This window comes from Bradyrhizobium sp. 187, from assembly GCF_023101005.1.
In the GTDB taxonomy this organism is placed as follows: domain Bacteria; phylum Pseudomonadota; class Alphaproteobacteria; order Rhizobiales; family Xanthobacteraceae; genus Bradyrhizobium; species Bradyrhizobium canariense_D.
This window is the reverse complement of sequence record NZ_CP064694.1, coordinates 587,298-602,077: the sequence shown is the minus strand read 5'-3', so window position 1 is coordinate 602,077 and position 14,780 is coordinate 587,298. Positions and strand designations below refer to the sequence as shown.

The following is a 14,780-nucleotide window of genomic DNA, read 5'->3' as shown; positions in this document are numbered from 1 at the left end:
CGTCGGCGGCCATCATCGCGATGCTGCCCCGCCCATCCAGAACTTCAGATCCGATGCCACTCAGCCACTCCGAGAGACGGCGCAACCAATGCTCGGAAGAGACCTGCGGTTTGATAAACCTCAATCGTTCCGCCCAATCCAAGGCCTCACCCGCAACGGGAACTTGCGTGAACAATGAGCAGCTTGACACCCCTTGTTCTGGAACAAACTGTCGCACGCAGACATTCTCCAACTCACGAAGTGAAGGAGAATAGGATGCGCAAGTACTTGTTTGCTGCGGCGATCGTGAGTGCAATCGCGACACCCGCAATCGCGGATGAAGTCGGTGTCGGCGTTCAGGCCGGTCCGGTCGGCGGAGGCGTCACAGTCGGAGAGTCTCACGAGCACCGCCCCGTTGATCGGGACCGCACAACGGTCGTCAGGGAGCCTGAGCACACGGAAAGTGACAGGACGACGGTCATTAAGAAAGAGAATGAGGACGGCAGCCGAGAGAAAACCGTCATTCATCACGACAACGACTAACAAATGTGCCCGGACCACCGTCCGGGCTTTTCTTTTGCCTTGCGACACAGAGACGATTCGTTTGCTTCGCTACTTCTTACTCGGATCGTCTGCGGGATTGACGTAAGTTATCCCGAGTGGCCCTTGGCCATGAATTTGAACAACGGAAGGACTACTTGTCCAACCATAGTGGTTCATTTTGGCAGGCGCTTCGGCGTATCCGCCCGCTGTTAGCTCGATCGCTTTCTTCTCATCGAGTTTGTCGCCCATTCCGATGTGAAAGTTGCCCGATATGACGGTAGCGCCTTCATCTGTTGGATGATTATGGGCGGGAATTTTATAGCCGCTTGGCATTCTTAGGCGGAGAACGAACAGCCCTTCTTTGGACGGGTCGCCCGAGAGTACCGCGATGTCGGCCCCCTTCGGCAAGGTGGGTGGTGCTGCCTCCCATTTAAGCTCACCAGAGTTAATCGGCATTTTCATATCATCGGCAATGGCTGTGTTCACACCTGCCAGGACGAAAGCCGAAGCGAGCAAGCGACTGAGCATGATCTCCTCCATTTGGTGAGCGAGCATCGTGTGCCAGCGGTGAAGCAAGTCAACTGAAAGTTAGCCTGCCGCTGCCGCATTCTAACGATTGGAGGCCTTAGCAGATTTATGATCCCACCAAGAGTGACAGCTCCGCTGACCTTGGCTTGCCAACGCTCGGACGAAACATCGAAGAAGTCGGCCCGTTGCATTTTCTCGCTCGAAGCTTACTCAGCTACTGCTCCAACCCACGAGCCCATGTTTCAGCTTAACGCTGCGTGGGTTAACCACACCAAGCGAGCAGCCTCATTTTGGACCAACTGATCATGACCGTTGGGCCGCTCTGCACCGGGAGCCGCCACGTGATTAGAATCGTCGTGCTTGGAGTGGCTTGCCTGGTTGGACTGGGCGCTATTGCTGCAGCCACGAAGAAATCCGGGCCGCCGCCCGCGGCCGATGTGGTCATGCCAATAGTAGCCGGTAACAAGGCTGATCGCCTGCCATTCACAATCAAACTGGATATGCCAGCTGCCGGTGAGCGCGCGGATGTTGCGTACGTCCAGCCTGGCGAAGAAGAGCAAGCTGATTTACCGCCATCCGCACCAAAGCAAGTCGCTCTTCCACCGCGTCGCGACTTTACGGCTCGTCATTGGCACGATCCCCATGACCTGAACGCCAGGGCCGCAAACAAGAGAGCCGACACCGCGAAAGGACCAAGAAAGGGCGCGGCTGATCAGCCTCTAAAGCAGGCTGAGGCTAAGCGGTGCCGTTCGGACGGGCTGGATCCCCTGTTAAGAAAGCTGAACTTATCGCCGCCGTGCGATTCGTGACCCACCTCTAGTCGCCCGCTGCGCAATGGTTCTAATCAATATTGATCTAGCGGCTCATTCGCCGTTAATGATTGATTCAGTTTGCAGCATGATCATTGGGGAGCGACAAGGGATGCGATCATGCGTTTGCGCCAGGCGAATACCTTGGAAGAGATCGAGGCGAGGGTCGCTGAAGCCAGCGAAGACCAAATGGCGCGTGTGACGCTGAGCGCGCGGGATTACTCGAGTGCCAGCCGAGAAGAGGTTCTTGCATTATTGAAAGCAGACGGCGATCGAAAGCGCACCAATTGGCTGGTCGCAGGCGCGGTGATCGCTGGTTTTGCGTTGGGATGGGCTGCCGGTTTTGGTCGGTACGGTCCTATAACTTTCGCGTCGCTCAATTCAACCACTCAGACAGAAACGCCTTCGCGTCGAAGCGCCGAAACGAAGTCAGGCCGCAGGACCGGAGGCCCGCGAAAGACGGTATCGACTTTGGCTTTGCGAACACCGCCAGGCGTAAGTCAATTCTCCGCGGATGGAGCGAGCATTTCCGCCGAACCGACAGCCACATGGTCCGACAGGGCTCATCAATCCGTGGACGTTTCGAGCACCGTTCCTCAGGGCATCGAAGCAGATATGACGGCGACCGGCTCGATAGCGCCCAGCGGGCCTCTCATGCCTGCCCCGGAGACAAGACCAGCAACCATTGAGGGTTGGACCGTTCTTGACGTTCGCGGCGGAACGGCGGTTCTCGGAGGGCCCGATGGGGTTCGGATGGCAATGCGCGGCGATACAGTTCCCGGCATCGGGCGAATCGATTCGATCGTGCGTTGGGGCAGCCGGTGGATTGTAGCGACAGCTAGTGGATTGATCTCGACTCCGTAAACGGCGCGCAACGCCCGCGGGGAAGCGGAACCTGTCGTCCATTTGCGAGAGGCATTCGGGATGAGCCAACGGCAGGCGTGTAAAGCCATCGGCTGTTGCCGCATGACCGTGAGATACCAAACCACCCGGGCTGACGATACCAGCCTTCGCCAGCGCATGCGGGCGATCGCCCAGGAGCATCGCCGCTTCGGTTATCGGCGGCTGCATGCTCTGCTCAAGCGGGAGGGCTATCTGATTAACCACAAGAATGGGATGGCCTCTACCTTGGTCGGCGCAAGGGCGAGGACCTGATCTACGCGGGCAAAGTTGATCACGGCTTTTCGCCAGCCGACGCGAAGGAGCTTCAGAAGAAACTCAACCCGCTGATGCGCAAGACACAACCCTACCGAAGCGCATCGCGCATCGAGGCATTTGGGGTGAACCGCAATTGCTGGCGGAGATCGAGTACAGGACCAAGAGCGCCGAAGGAAAGTGCGGCATCCGCTCTTCAAGGGATTGAGGAAAATTTTGCGATGACTGATGCGTTCGACCAATGGAGAGAATGGGCGGGAAAGCCTCCGGGTGATCGGCGCACGGCCCCGGCTGAATCGTACCACGCTGTCATGGACCTTCCGCCTGAGGATCGGTTTGACCGTGAGAAGGTCAACGAGGCGGCGCTCAACAACGACAAGAGTCTGTCTGGATTTACGAGCATGGTCATAAGCGCGCGGGCGATGTGGATTGGATAAAGGTCTTTGCCACCTAGCAGGCCGCAAGCGCATGGCTTGCCGAAAACGATCCTGAAGGCGTGGCGTGGGCCCATCCGATTGAACGGGAGAGACAGCGATGACCAGCGTGGGATTGTATGTCAGCGCTGCCGCCCTTCGATCCGGCTAAGTAAGCCACGGCTCAGAGCTCGCTGTAGATCGGGATCGAAGCGGTATGTGCGTCGACGACTTCGACGACTTTCTTTTCCAGCGGGAGATCGCCCTTGCGTTCCGACCATATCTTCTTGAAGCGCTGGACGATTTCCGCGGCCGTGTCGAGGGCGAGCGCTTCCGAGATCTTCGCCTTCGCCGCCAGATGCGTGAGCTCGTCCTTGGAGAATTCGGTCATCTTCTTCGTGCGCGAGTAGTTCAGCGCCATCTCGTCGTCCGCGATATACGGTATCGTAGATAGCAAATCGTAGGCGGGCGACAGGACGGGCGTGCGGCGGTCGGGGTAGATCAACGACCAATTCTTCAGATGCATGTCCGCGTTGCCGATCAGCGTGCTGAACACGAGCCGTCGGACAAACTCGGCGACGCCGGCTTCGCCGGTCTCGATGCCGAGAACGCGCGCGATGCTCCGGTAGTTGGCCTTGTCGTACTTCTCGTCCGGAAACACGCCGAATACCTGCGCGAAGTCCTCCATGTGGACCGGTCCGTCGGCGGAGCGGTCGAACCGCTTGACGGCGAGTGCACGCCCCTTCAGCTCACCGAGTCCTTCCGGAAGCCCCTTGATCGACTCGACGTCGATCAGTTGGAGCTCAGGCACTTCCATGCCCATCTCCTTCGCCAGGATCATCATGGAGAATTCGTTTTCGGGCACGCCCGGGTACTGATGGGACGGAAGCTTGACTATCCACGAACCGCCGACGCCCTGGACGGGAATGGTCAGACCGGCGTTTTTGGGATCGTTCTTGAGCGCCGAGAACTTCAGCTGCACGCCAGCGAGCGAGAAGCGCAGCAGGTTCTGCCGCTCGTCCGGTGTGAGATCCTCCTCGACTTGGGAAGGCAACGCTTCTCCTTCCGCCGGATGGACTGACAGGGCGCCCGGGAGGTCCCGGCCCAGCATCCAGAGAAGAAAGAATTCGCGCTTTTCCTTCACGCCCGCGCGTTCCGCGAGGTAGCGACGCAGCGGTCCCTCCGGCAGAAGATTGGAGAAGAAGGGCGGAACGACCTGCTGATACGGTTTGAATGAGGTGAGCAGATTTCCGAACGTGTCCTTGAAGGACAGGCTCAATGTTGGGCGTGCGGCGTCGTCGATGTAGCTCTGGTTGAAGGCGAGCAGCGACCGGTCGCCCTGTATGAGCGTGAGGGTCGCGATCGGGTTGTCGTGCAGGCGTACGTCCAGGACCGATACGTCAGGCATCGTCATCCTCTTCGTCGAGAGCGTAGGCCGGGCGGGGGGCTTCTACGGGATGCGCGATCCGGTTGCGTAGACCTTGCAACACGCCTGCCGAATTTTCCAGCACTGGGTTGGGGATAGGTTCGGCGCGATAGCCTCGCAGTGTATCGACGACGTCTTGGACAAGGTTCAGGTCAGTTTTCGAAAGATGGACCTGCTTCAGAAAGCGCAAGTATTCGGCGATGCGGTCGAGCGCAGCGGAGCTACCGTGGCGCTTCCTTTGTCCGGAAACGATGCGTTCGGCCTTGACGAAGAGGTTTGACGCTCCTTCCTCGAAGGAGAATTCGTGGAAGTTTGAGCGCAGGACGCCCTCCACCGCGGGAAGCAGCTTCTTGGGCACTAGTACGACCTCGAGGTCGAGTGCCCGGACCATCTGGATGAAGCTGGACAGGCCCGGTTCGACGCGGCCGGTCTCTATCTGGGAGATATGCGCCTGGGTCAGACCCGATCGGACCGCCAACGCACGCTGGCTTATGCGCTCTTGCGTCCGTTTCGCCTGAACGGTCCGGACAAGCTCTTCGCTCGGATAGGACATGATATATAATCCTAATCATAGGATCGTTTCGATAATAATAGTATATCATGGCCACGCCTCCAGTTTCAAGATCGATAATTATCATTATCATTGCAGCAGCTTGATAATAGAACCATATCAGTTAACGAGGGGGCGCGACAACGTAGCGCCACTTGTCGAACGCCATGGTGAGCCGGCTCTGAAGCCCCCACATGTCGGTTCCCGGCTGTCGATGCCACCGGAAGACCCACTTTTGGGATTTTCGCTGCAAAAACCCCGATTGGCGTCCGCGAGGCCAGCCAAACTGCGCGGGCAGAACACGGAGATAGAACGATGTACGCCGACCCGGAAGGCTATTTCGGGCAGGCAAGCGGGATCCCCTACAGTCGGCTCCACGAGCTTCGGGGTCGAGATATCACGAACTTTAAGGACAAGATCGAGCGTCTTCGCCGCGAGGGAATCCGGCTCTCGCCAAAGCTCGAATGGGATGCATTCGTGACGGCCTATATCTGCCCGGTAGCTGCGCCGAGCTGCCTATGAGCTCTGCCCCGACACGCCCGTCTCATGATCCTTCAGATCCCTATGATCCGCTGTTCCGAAAAGCGGCTGCGCTTCATGCTCCAGTCCGTGTCCTGGGCCAGAGCGAACTTGAAACTGGATTAAATCCGCGGGGCAAGGTCAGACCGCGACTACCGAACAAGTTAGTCGCAGATCGATCGGTCTCCCGCCGCTTCTGATGGAGGCGGTGAAATCCCTGACGATAGCAGTCAAACGCAGGATTTAAGCGTGAGCTCGCCACTCATTGCGAAAATGCATACGATCTCTTGGGGCATGCTCGACGACCAGCGTCAACTCCGGTGGATCTAGATGAATCATGTTACAGCAAATAGAGATCGCCGCGAAATGTCGCTCATGAGCGACGAACAGTGCGAGCTTGAACGCTGCAAGCAAGAGATTGCGCGTCTCAAACAGTTGGTTGTGCAGCTGTCTGAAATTGTTCTACGCAACGTTGTAAATAGCGCAGAGGCACGAACCCCAGCCCCATGAGTCGCTGAGCGCCCCCCGCCGGCCGGCGGAAACGAACGTAGTAGCGCGCTGTTCTCCGCAGCGCGGCACCCACCTTCCGGGCTGCGGACCGCCCTCGCACTGGCCGCCGGCGGGTAATAGTTGGCTTCGCGAGATAACAGCCCCACTCCAACCCACGACCTCACGTTGTTGTCTTATCCTGCTGCGAGCGATAAGTCTCTGCGAGTCGCAGGAAGTTTTTAAGCACCACGTGCCCGTCTTGGGTAAGTATCGATTCCGGGTGGAACTGCACACCAAAAGTTGGTTGATAGCGATGTGCGAGGGCCATGATCTCGCCCTCGTCGGAACGCGCTCTCACCGTAAGATTCGGGGCGCATGACTCATCGAGCTCAACAACAAGAGAATGGTAGCGACCAACGCAAAGTGGCGACGGCAGCTCCCTGAATAGCCCTCGGCCGTCGTGCGTTACATACGAGGACCGACCGTGCATAGGGCAACGTGCACGCGCCACCCGTCCGCCGAATACGCTCCCAATACACTGGTGTCCGAGGCAGATGCCGAGAATTGGAACGCGACCCGAAAGTTCACGGACGACGGCCGTAGATACTCCGGCCTCAATTGGAGTGCACGGACCGGGGGAGATGACCAGTGCGCGCGGCTTGAGGTCAATGAGGTCGCTGACGCTGACCACGTCGTTCCGGAAGACTTCCGTTGCTTCACCAAGCTCCTGGAAATAGCGGGCAATGTTGAAGACGAAGGAGTCGTAGTTGTCGATGATGACAATCAAAATGCACCGGATGTTTCAGCACGAAATGCGTCAAAGATTCGCTGCGCCTTGGCAAGCGTCTCCTCGTATTCTGCCGCCGGGTCCGACATCGCCGTTATACCGCTACCTGCATGAAATACAGCCATACCGTCGTCGATCGTTACAGTGCGGATCGCGATATTCGTATCCATCTGCCCGTTGAAGCCGATGAAACCGATCGCCCCGCAATAGACCTCGCGCGCCACACGCTCGATTTCCGTAATTATCTGCATCGCTCGCACCTTGGGCGCCCCCGTAATGGAGCCACCAGGAAAGCAAGCTCGAAGTAGGGTAACCGCATCCTCGTCTCCCGCGAGTGTACCCGTAACGATGGAGACGAGGTGATGCACTGAGGCATAGGACTCGAGATCGCACAGGGCTGGAACGTCGACTGAATGTGGAGTGCAAACACGTGATAGATCGTTGCGCAGGAGGTCGACGATCATAATGTTCTCGGCACGATCCTTTTCGGACGCAACGAGCACGTTAGCGCGGCGCTGGTCTTCGTTGGAATCAGCCGAACGCGCGATCGTGCCTTTGATCGGTCGTGTTTCGACCTTTGTTCCGTCGAGCTTCAGGAATCGCTCAGGCGAGCTCGATGCGATGGTCAGCTTTCCGTACCGCAGGAGAGCCCCAAAGGGTGCCGGGTTCAATGACCGCAGTTGACGATAGAAGGTGAGCGGATCGAATATAGTCGACAGCCTGGCCGTGAAGCGCTGCGCAATGTTGGCTTGGAAGAGGTCTCCGGCCAGAATCAAGTCGATGACGCGCTGTACCGCCGTAATGTATGCTTCTCGGCTGAAGTTTGAATTCCATGCGCCCGCTGTGCCGGGGAGCACGATCCGCGGCGACTTTGGGTTGGCAAGCAGGGCTGCGAACTCATCGGCTCGACGACGTGCGCGCTCGCCGCGACGTGCGGGATCCTGCTCCGGCCATCCGGTCGAGACGATCCGGCATCTGTTATCCCGGTGGTCGTAGCTGACGATCACGTCATAAAGATTCAGAATGGATTGCGGCAAGCGCTGACCGGGAATTGCCGGCGCCGACAATCGCTCCAGCGTCCTGTTCAAATCGTACGCAAAGAAGCCAGCCGCACCTCCCTGAAAGGGCGGAAGATCGGGACGATGCTCTTGCGGATAGTTGGCGAGAAGAGTGCGAAGAACTTCCCATGGATCGCCATCGATATCTTCGCCGTTGCAACTCGCCCGTCCACCCGCGACTATGTAGGTGCTGAATGGATCGCAGGTCACATATGAGTAACGCCCGAGCAACTCATGCGTTGCTGCGCTATCGAGAAACGAGAGGTGCGGTCGATGCGCGAGACATTGCACCGCTTTGATAGGCTCAATCCACTGTAGTTCACGGACGTGCATCGCCTATGAGTCACCGCTGACTGGCGTGCTGCTAGACACGCTTCGATTATGATCCCGACCACAACGAGAGCGACGCTGGTCAGAGCGCCGCAAGCTCTCGAGATTGACTGTCAGACTAAGCCCCGTCGGGGGATACGATGCGCGGACTAAGTTGGACTCCGCCTGCCGCTGAGACGAAACGCGCATCTGTTGATACGTCATAGTCGGCCGCGAGGCGCAGCTCGCGCAGTGGTCGTGCTCGCCTGATCGATTCCTGGTAGAGCTCATGCGCTTTGTAGGCTGCGAGTTCCGTCTCGTTGTCGAACTCACCGTAGACCACGACGTCGATATCGTTGCCGAACTGGTCGGCCTTGCGATTGCGAGCAATCTCGAGCCGCCGGGCATGCGAGATCCTGGTGAGAAGCGATAGGCCTTCGATCATTTGGTCGATGTGGGCCTTATCTTTGGCCGTAAACAAGACAATGTGACGGATCATGGATGGCCATAGGTTAAATCGCGAGCAGGTCGCATAACTATCTTGGAATCGAGCCCGCTGCAACGCTAGCGCCACATGCCGCCTCGCGCGGCAAACAGACAGGATTTGACACTCTTACGATAGTCTGTGGTCTGAAGCGGAGCCCGCCAGATCTCATCTAGTCAGGACGCGGGAACGGCAAGGCGCTCAATCGTTTGAATGTGGCGTGCGAGCAGGTTGCAGGCTTGATCGACGTTGCGCGCTCGCAGTGCCTGCAGAATCAGGCGGTGATCCTGATTGGATCGCGGTCGCCCCCCAGCATTGCGCGCCATCGCGAACACCAATCGCGAATTTGCAAGCTGTAGCCCGTCGAGACTGGCGAGCAGGCGCGGCATCGCGCACGGCGCCACCAGCGCCTGGTGAAAGGCGCGGTTGGCCATCTCAAAATCCTGAATCGTCTGGGCATTGTCTCCTTCAATCAGAGCGAGCTCAATTCGTGCCAAATGGGTCGATGTGAACTTTGGCGCCGCATTGCGCAATGCGACCACTTCGAGCGCGGCACGCATCTCGGCGATCTCTTTCACTGAAGTGGTATCAAGCGGGGCAACCCGAACGCCGCGACGGGGCACAGCAACGACAAGATGTTGCGCCTCCAATTGCCGAAAAGCCTCGCGTACCGGGACGTGGCTCGAGTTGAACTCCCGCGCGACATGATCCTGCCGCAGCGGGGCATCTGGCGGGATCGCGCCGGTGATTATGCGCTCTCCGATTGACTCGGCAATGCGCCAGGCAACGGTCGTACTCTCGCCGTCGGTCATCATAGATTATCTATCAAAAAAGCGGGTGCGTTTGCAGGCGGCGTGGATTAGCATCAAGATCAAGACCAACGATCATAGATAATCGCGAGTATTATCTATGATCAATCATGGATGGGAACGCAAGCCTTAATGATTGCCTCTGGGAGAGTAGAGCGGAACGACAGTAGAAACGGCGCATACGTGCGCAGTAACTGGGAGCGCGCCGAGGCCCAAGCACTCTACAGCCTGCCGTTTGCCGACCTGATGTTTCGGGCGCAGAGCGTTCATCGCGACAACTTCGATCCAAACCACGTCCAAACCGCAAGCCTGCTCAGCATCAAGACGGGCGGCTGTCCGGAAGATTGCGGCTACTGCTCGCAGAGCGCGCATTACCAGACCGGTCTGAAAGCGACCCGCCTGATGGATTGCGCCGATGTGGTCGCCAGCGCACAGCGAGCCAAAGATGCCGGCGCGAGCCGCTTCTGCATGGCCGCGGCCTGGCGCAGTCCAAAAGACCGCGATCTCGATCAGGTCTGCGATATGGTTAGCGCGGTCAAAGGTCTTGGAATGGAAACCTGCGTCACGCTCGGCATGTTGACTCCGAACCAAGCCGTACAGCTCTTTGAGGCTGGACTCGACTTCTACAATCACAACGTCGACACCTCGCCGGAGTTCTACGGCAAGATCATCAGCACCCGTACTTTGCAGGATCGCATCGACACACTCGCACATGTTCGAGAGGCCGGCATCAAGGTGTGCAGCGGCGGCATTATCGGCATGGGCGAGCGCGTCCAGGACCGCCTTGGCATGCTCGTGTTGCTCGCCAATCTCCCCAGCCATCCGGAGAGCGTTCCAATCAACATGTGGAACGAGGTCACGGGCGTGCCGGTCAACGACACCCCGGAGCGTCCCGAACCCTTTGCGCTGGTCCGCCTGGTGGCGACCGCTCGGATCATGATGCCGAAGAGCGTCGTCCGGTTGTCCGCTGGACGGCAGTATATGACCGATGAACTGCAGGCGCTGTGCTTTTTTGCCGGCGCGAATTCGATCTTCATCGGCGACACGCTCTTGACCACGAAGAACCCGCAGCGCGATCGCGACGCGAACTTGCTGGACCGGCTCGGCATCGCGTCCAGCCTGGCCTGAATCAATCAGAGCAGCGCGCGCCGCGCGCAAATCCAGCTTGGGCGAGAAATGCGGATTACGTTGATGAAAGGCAAAATCCATCGCGCCTCGGTCACCGAAGCCGACCTGCACTATGAAGGTTCGATTTCGATTGACCGTGCGCTGCTGAATGCTGCGGGATTCTTGATCAACGAACGCGTTGAAATCTACAACATCGACACTGGAGCGCGGTTTGCCACCTATGTGATCGAAGCGCCTACAGGGTCAGGTATCATAGGTCTGAATGGTGCGGCTGCCCGTCTCGCCATGCCCGGAGACAAAGTTATTATCGCTGCATATGCCTCCCTTGACGAAGCCGACGCAAAAACGTTCAAGCCGCACGTTGTGCTGGTCGACCGAGACAATCGCATCTTGCCAGGCCGAAGCCGCGGGCCCGAAGTTCTTCCCTGCCATCAGAACCCTTGAGACACCGATCATACTGTCCGAGTGAAGAATGAATCCAATCCATGCGACCAAAGTTGCCGATTATGTCGCAGCCTTGCACGCCCTGAAAGACGACGACCGGCTGCGCGGCCTCAAGCCGCGCGCGGGGATCGATTTCGCGTCGAACGACTATCTTGCGCTGGCGAGCGCGCCGCGCTTGAAAAAGGCTGTCTTGGATGCGCTCGAGGCCGGTACACCGATCGGTGCCGGCGGCTCGCGGCTTTTGCGCGGCAATTGCGAGGAGCACGAACGTCTCGAAGCAGAAGCTGCAAGTTTCTTTGCGGCAGAGACAGCGCTTTTCTTTGGCGGCGGTTATGTTGCAAATTTCGCTGTCCTGACAACGCTGCCGCAGCGGGGCGATTTGCTCGTTCTCGATTCTCTGGTGCACGCGAGTATTCATGAAGGCGCGCGAGCTGGCCGGGCCGACTTTCGGACAAGCGCGCATAACGATCCGGAGTCGGTCGAAAGCGCGATTCGTGACTGGCGGGCCGGTGGCGGAATGGGCCGGATCTGGATCGTGGTCGAAAGTCTCTACAGCATGGACGGCGACTTTGCGCCTCTCAAGGATATGGTCGCGCTCGCCGACCGGCATGATGCGTTCCTGATGGTAGATGAGGCCCACGCAACAGGCGTTTACGGCGAGCAGGGACGAGGACTCACCGCGCCCTATGAGGGACGCGAAAATCTGCTGGTCGTTCATACCTGCGGCAAGGCGCTGGGCGCGGCCGGCGCGCTCGTCACTGCGTCCGGCGTGCTGCGAGACTTTATGGTCAATCGTTGCCGTCCATTCATCTTCGCGACCGCGCCATCGCCGCTGATGGCTGTCGCCGTGAGGGAGGCGATTCTGATCCTGCAGCAGGAACCCGAGCGACAGCAGCGTCTCACCAAGCTGGTCGCGTTCGCGCATCGGGAGATGAGAGAGCGCGGTTGGAAAAGTCTTTCGGATTCGCAGATCGTGCCATGCATCGTAGGCGACAATGCGCGCACGATGCGGCTCGCCTCTGCATTGCAGGCTCGCGGGTTCGATATCCGCGGAATCCGGCCGCCAACCGTCCCGGCGGGCACGGCCCGGTTGCGAATTTCACTGACGCTTAACGTGGGGGAGACCGACGTGCGTACAATGCTCGATGCCTTGATCGATGAGACGAAAGGCGAGCTTCAATGAGTGTCAAACTCGTCGTGACGGGCACAGGTACCGGAATTGGAAAGACGGTGTTTTCCGCGGGGCTCGCCAATCTCCTCGGAGCGGACTATTGGAAGCCGATTCAGGCTGGCCTCGAGGGAGAAACCGATACCGAGGTCGTCTCTTGTCTTGGCGGCCTCTCGGCCGATCGCATCCTGCCGGAACGCTACCGCCTTCGGACCCCCGCTTCTCCCCATCATTCTGCCGAACTTGACGGAGTTCGCATCGAGGCGGATTTGCTCGATGTGCCCGATACCGGGGAGCGGCCATTGGTGATCGAGGGCGCGGGCGGGCTGATGGTGCCGCTGAGCGGCGACACACTCTACATTGATGTCTTCGAGCGATGGCGGCTTCCAGTGGTGCTTTGCGCAAGCACAGCGCTGGGCACCATCAATCACTCGCTGCTGTCGATAGAGGCTCTCCGAAAACGTGAGATCCGCATTCTTGGGATGGCCTTCATTGGCGAAAGAAATGCTGAGACTCAGGTTGCAATTCGCGAGATGGGGCGGGTGCGCTGGCTAGGGCGATTGCCATGGCTTTCTCCCCTCACGGCAGACACGCTGCAGGCCGCCTTCCAAGCCTCATTCCGTGCTGATGATTTCAATCTGTGATGCCGAAGATAAAGTCGCCGATCTGGCATCCGTTCACGCAACACGCGCTTCAAGGCGAAATGACAAAGGTCGTGCGTGCTGATGGTGCTTATCTCCACACAGCAGATGGGCGCCGTATTATCGATGCCATTTCATCCTGGTGGGTCGTAACGCACGGTCATTGCCATCCACATATTGTAAGCGCCATTCAGGAACAAGCCGGTAAGCTCAATCAGATCATCTTTGCTGGCTATACCCACGATCAGGCTGAGGAGCTTGCTGCGCAACTTTTGAAGCTCGCACCCCGTGGTCTCGACTATGTCTTCTTCTCGGACAGTGGCTCTACCAGTGTCGAAGTCGCCTTGAAGATGGCACTCGGGTATTGGCATAATATCGGTCAGCAGCGAAGACGCATTGTCGTAATGCAACATTCCTACCACGGCGATACGGTTGGGGCGATGTCCGTTGGTGCCAGAGGCGTGTTCAACGCGGCGTACGGTCCGCTGCTGTTCGATGTTACCTCGATCCCGTTCCCCGCGAGAGGTCGTGAGCAGGCGACACTCGCTGCGCTCGAGTCCGCGTGTCGAAACGAGATGCCAGCCGCCTTTCTTGTGGAGCCTCTGATATTGGGGGCGGGCGGGATGCTGATGTACCCAGCCTGGGTGCTAACAGCGATGAAGCGGATCTGCGAGGCGTCGGACGTCCTGTTCATTGCCGACGAGGTCATGACGGGCTGGGGCCGCACCGGATCGCTATTTGCTTGCGAGCAGGCCAATGTCACGCCCGATATCGCTTGCTATTCGAAAGGTCTCACGGGAGGGGCGCTCCCACTCGCGGTTACGCTCTGCCGTGCGCACATTTTCGACGCGCATTATTCGAAAGATCGTATGCGTACGTTCTATCATTCGAGTTCATATACGGCGAATCCGGTAGCCTGTGCCGCTGCAAAAGCGAACCTGGATCTTTGGTGGTATCAGGACTCCCGCGAGCGCGCCGCTTCGCTCGCCGCCATGCAAGAGCGGGCAATTGAGCCATTCCGCGCCGACGCGCGCTTTGAAAACGTTCGTCGTTCCGGGACCATCACAGCGCTTGATTTGAAAACGAGCAATGGCGGCTATTTGGCGGACATCGGTCCGAAGCTTCAGGCTTTCTTTAACGACCGAAATCTGCTGCTGCGCCCGCTCGGCAATACCATCTACGTGATGCCGCCCTATTGCGTCACCGCGGCAGATCTCGACGAAATCTACGCTGGCATCAGCGATGCTGCCGATGCGCTGGTTTGAAGGCGCGCTTTTCGAGTTCGGACTCGCGCTCCACCTCCGTAGCAATTCTCGTCACAGAAAGAAGGGCGAAAGAGGTTCTGTACAAAGCACGCTTGCGTTAATGAAGTCCGTGACTTTCTGGGAATTGACCAATGAAGCTTGGGAGTGACGGACCATGTCGGTGGCGCAAGCCGGCTTGATGGCTTGTAGTTCCTGATGTCAGTCCGCATCAGATTTTTCGATCTTGCCGCCGCCGCCGACGCTCCCAGCACGATCACGAAGCAGGACCAGTGCTGA

The 14,780-nt window shown here is 58.5% G+C and carries 15 protein-coding genes and 2 pseudogenes; 9 read left to right on the top strand and 8 right to left on the bottom strand.

Annotated features, from left to right (window positions below):
- Positions 1-255: 255 nt before the first annotated feature.
- Complete coding sequence (locus tag IVB19_RS40005; protein WP_018457443.1) at positions 256-522, top strand: hypothetical protein; 267 nt, start codon at positions 256-258, stop codon at positions 520-522.
- A 69-nt stretch (positions 523-591) separates the two neighbouring features.
- On the opposite strand, the gene IVB19_RS40000 is transcribed toward IVB19_RS40005, so the two are convergent.
- Together IVB19_RS40000 and IVB19_RS39995 are read right to left on the bottom strand one after the other, a co-directional pair.
- Positions 592-1,050 carry a cupin domain-containing protein gene (locus tag IVB19_RS40000; protein ID WP_051113032.1) on the bottom strand — a complete coding sequence of 153 codons (459 nt, stop codon included), beginning with the start codon at positions 1,048-1,050 and terminating at the stop codon, positions 592-594.
- A 242-nt stretch (positions 1,051-1,292) separates the two neighbouring features.
- Positions 1,293-1,610 carry a hypothetical protein gene (locus IVB19_RS39995; RefSeq protein WP_247822118.1) on the bottom strand — a complete coding sequence of 106 codons (318 nt, stop codon included), beginning with the start codon at positions 1,608-1,610 and terminating at the stop codon, positions 1,293-1,295.
- 1,105 nt (positions 1,611-2,715) lie between these two features.
- On the opposite strand from IVB19_RS39995, the pseudogene IVB19_RS39990 reads away from it, so the two are divergent.
- Positions 2,716-2,969, top strand: a pseudogene (locus tag IVB19_RS39990) (IS3 family transposase); the annotation flags it as partial.
- Positions 2,969-3,239: pseudogene (locus IVB19_RS39985) on the top strand (ATP dependent DNA ligase); the annotation flags it as partial. The pseudogenes IVB19_RS39990 and IVB19_RS39985, both read left to right, overlap by 1 nt.
- Before the next feature lie 372 nt (positions 3,240-3,611).
- Here IVB19_RS39985 and IVB19_RS39980 read toward each other — a convergent pair.
- Entirely contained in the window at positions 3,612-4,835 is a 1,224-nt protein-coding gene (locus tag IVB19_RS39980) for a type II toxin-antitoxin system HipA family toxin (RefSeq protein WP_247822117.1), read from the bottom strand.
- Complete coding sequence (locus IVB19_RS39975; protein WP_247822116.1) at positions 4,828-5,406, bottom strand: helix-turn-helix domain-containing protein; 579 nt, start codon at positions 5,404-5,406, stop codon at positions 4,828-4,830. Before IVB19_RS39975 ends, IVB19_RS39980 begins: the two co-directional genes overlap by 8 nt.
- 312 nt (positions 5,407-5,718) lie before the next feature.
- Between IVB19_RS39975 and IVB19_RS39970 the strand changes: the two genes are divergently transcribed.
- Positions 5,719-5,925, top strand: coding sequence for a hypothetical protein (locus IVB19_RS39970; protein WP_247822115.1), 207 nt, complete (start codon positions 5,719-5,721; stop codon positions 5,923-5,925).
- Positions 5,926-6,592: 667 nt separating this feature from the next.
- Here IVB19_RS39970 and IVB19_RS39965 read toward each other — a convergent pair.
- From IVB19_RS39965 to IVB19_RS39950, 4 genes are all read right to left on the bottom strand, one after another.
- On the bottom strand, positions 6,593-7,198 hold the full coding sequence (locus tag IVB19_RS39965; protein WP_247822114.1) for an anthranilate synthase component II: 606 nt from the start codon (positions 7,196-7,198) through the stop codon (positions 6,593-6,595).
- The gene (gene pabB, locus IVB19_RS39960) at positions 7,195-8,589 is read right to left on the bottom strand and encodes an aminodeoxychorismate synthase component I (protein ID WP_247822113.1); all 1,395 of its coding nucleotides are present in this window, start codon (positions 8,587-8,589) and stop codon (positions 7,195-7,197) included. The genes IVB19_RS39965 and pabB overlap by 4 nt, the downstream gene beginning before the upstream one ends.
- Positions 8,590-8,704: 115 nt before the next feature.
- Positions 8,705-9,064, bottom strand: a complete 360-nt coding sequence (locus IVB19_RS39955; protein WP_247488589.1) for a Dabb family protein — start codon at positions 9,062-9,064, stop codon at positions 8,705-8,707.
- Between the two features lie 161 nt (positions 9,065-9,225).
- Positions 9,226-9,864, bottom strand: coding sequence for a GntR family transcriptional regulator (locus tag IVB19_RS39950; protein ID WP_247822112.1), 639 nt, complete (start codon positions 9,862-9,864; stop codon positions 9,226-9,228).
- 108 nt (positions 9,865-9,972) lie between these two features.
- On the opposite strand from IVB19_RS39950, the gene bioB reads away from it, so the two are divergent.
- From bioB to bioA, 5 genes are read left to right on the top strand one after another with little or no spacing between them, the layout of a single operon-like run.
- Positions 9,973-10,986 carry a biotin synthase BioB gene (gene bioB / locus IVB19_RS39945; protein ID WP_524536782.1) on the top strand — a complete coding sequence of 338 codons (1,014 nt, stop codon included), beginning with the start codon at positions 9,973-9,975 and terminating at the stop codon, positions 10,984-10,986.
- Between the two features lie 48 nt (positions 10,987-11,034).
- The gene (gene panD / locus IVB19_RS39940) at positions 11,035-11,430 is read left to right on the top strand and encodes an aspartate 1-decarboxylase (RefSeq protein ID WP_247822111.1); all 396 of its coding nucleotides are present in this window, start codon (positions 11,035-11,037) and stop codon (positions 11,428-11,430) included.
- A 28-nt stretch (positions 11,431-11,458) separates the two neighbouring features.
- The gene (locus IVB19_RS39935) at positions 11,459-12,613 is read left to right on the top strand and encodes an 8-amino-7-oxononanoate synthase (protein ID WP_247822110.1); all 1,155 of its coding nucleotides are present in this window, start codon (positions 11,459-11,461) and stop codon (positions 12,611-12,613) included.
- Positions 12,610-13,242, top strand: coding sequence for a dethiobiotin synthase (bioD, locus tag IVB19_RS39930; RefSeq protein ID WP_247822109.1), 633 nt, complete (start codon positions 12,610-12,612; stop codon positions 13,240-13,242). The genes IVB19_RS39935 and bioD overlap by 4 nt, the downstream gene beginning before the upstream one ends.
- A complete protein-coding gene (gene bioA, locus IVB19_RS39925) occupies positions 13,242-14,504 on the top strand; it encodes an adenosylmethionine--8-amino-7-oxononanoate transaminase (RefSeq protein WP_247822108.1) in 1,263 nt (420 codons plus the stop codon). Before bioD ends, bioA begins: the two co-directional genes overlap by 1 nt.
- Positions 14,505-14,780: the final 276 nt, after the last annotated feature.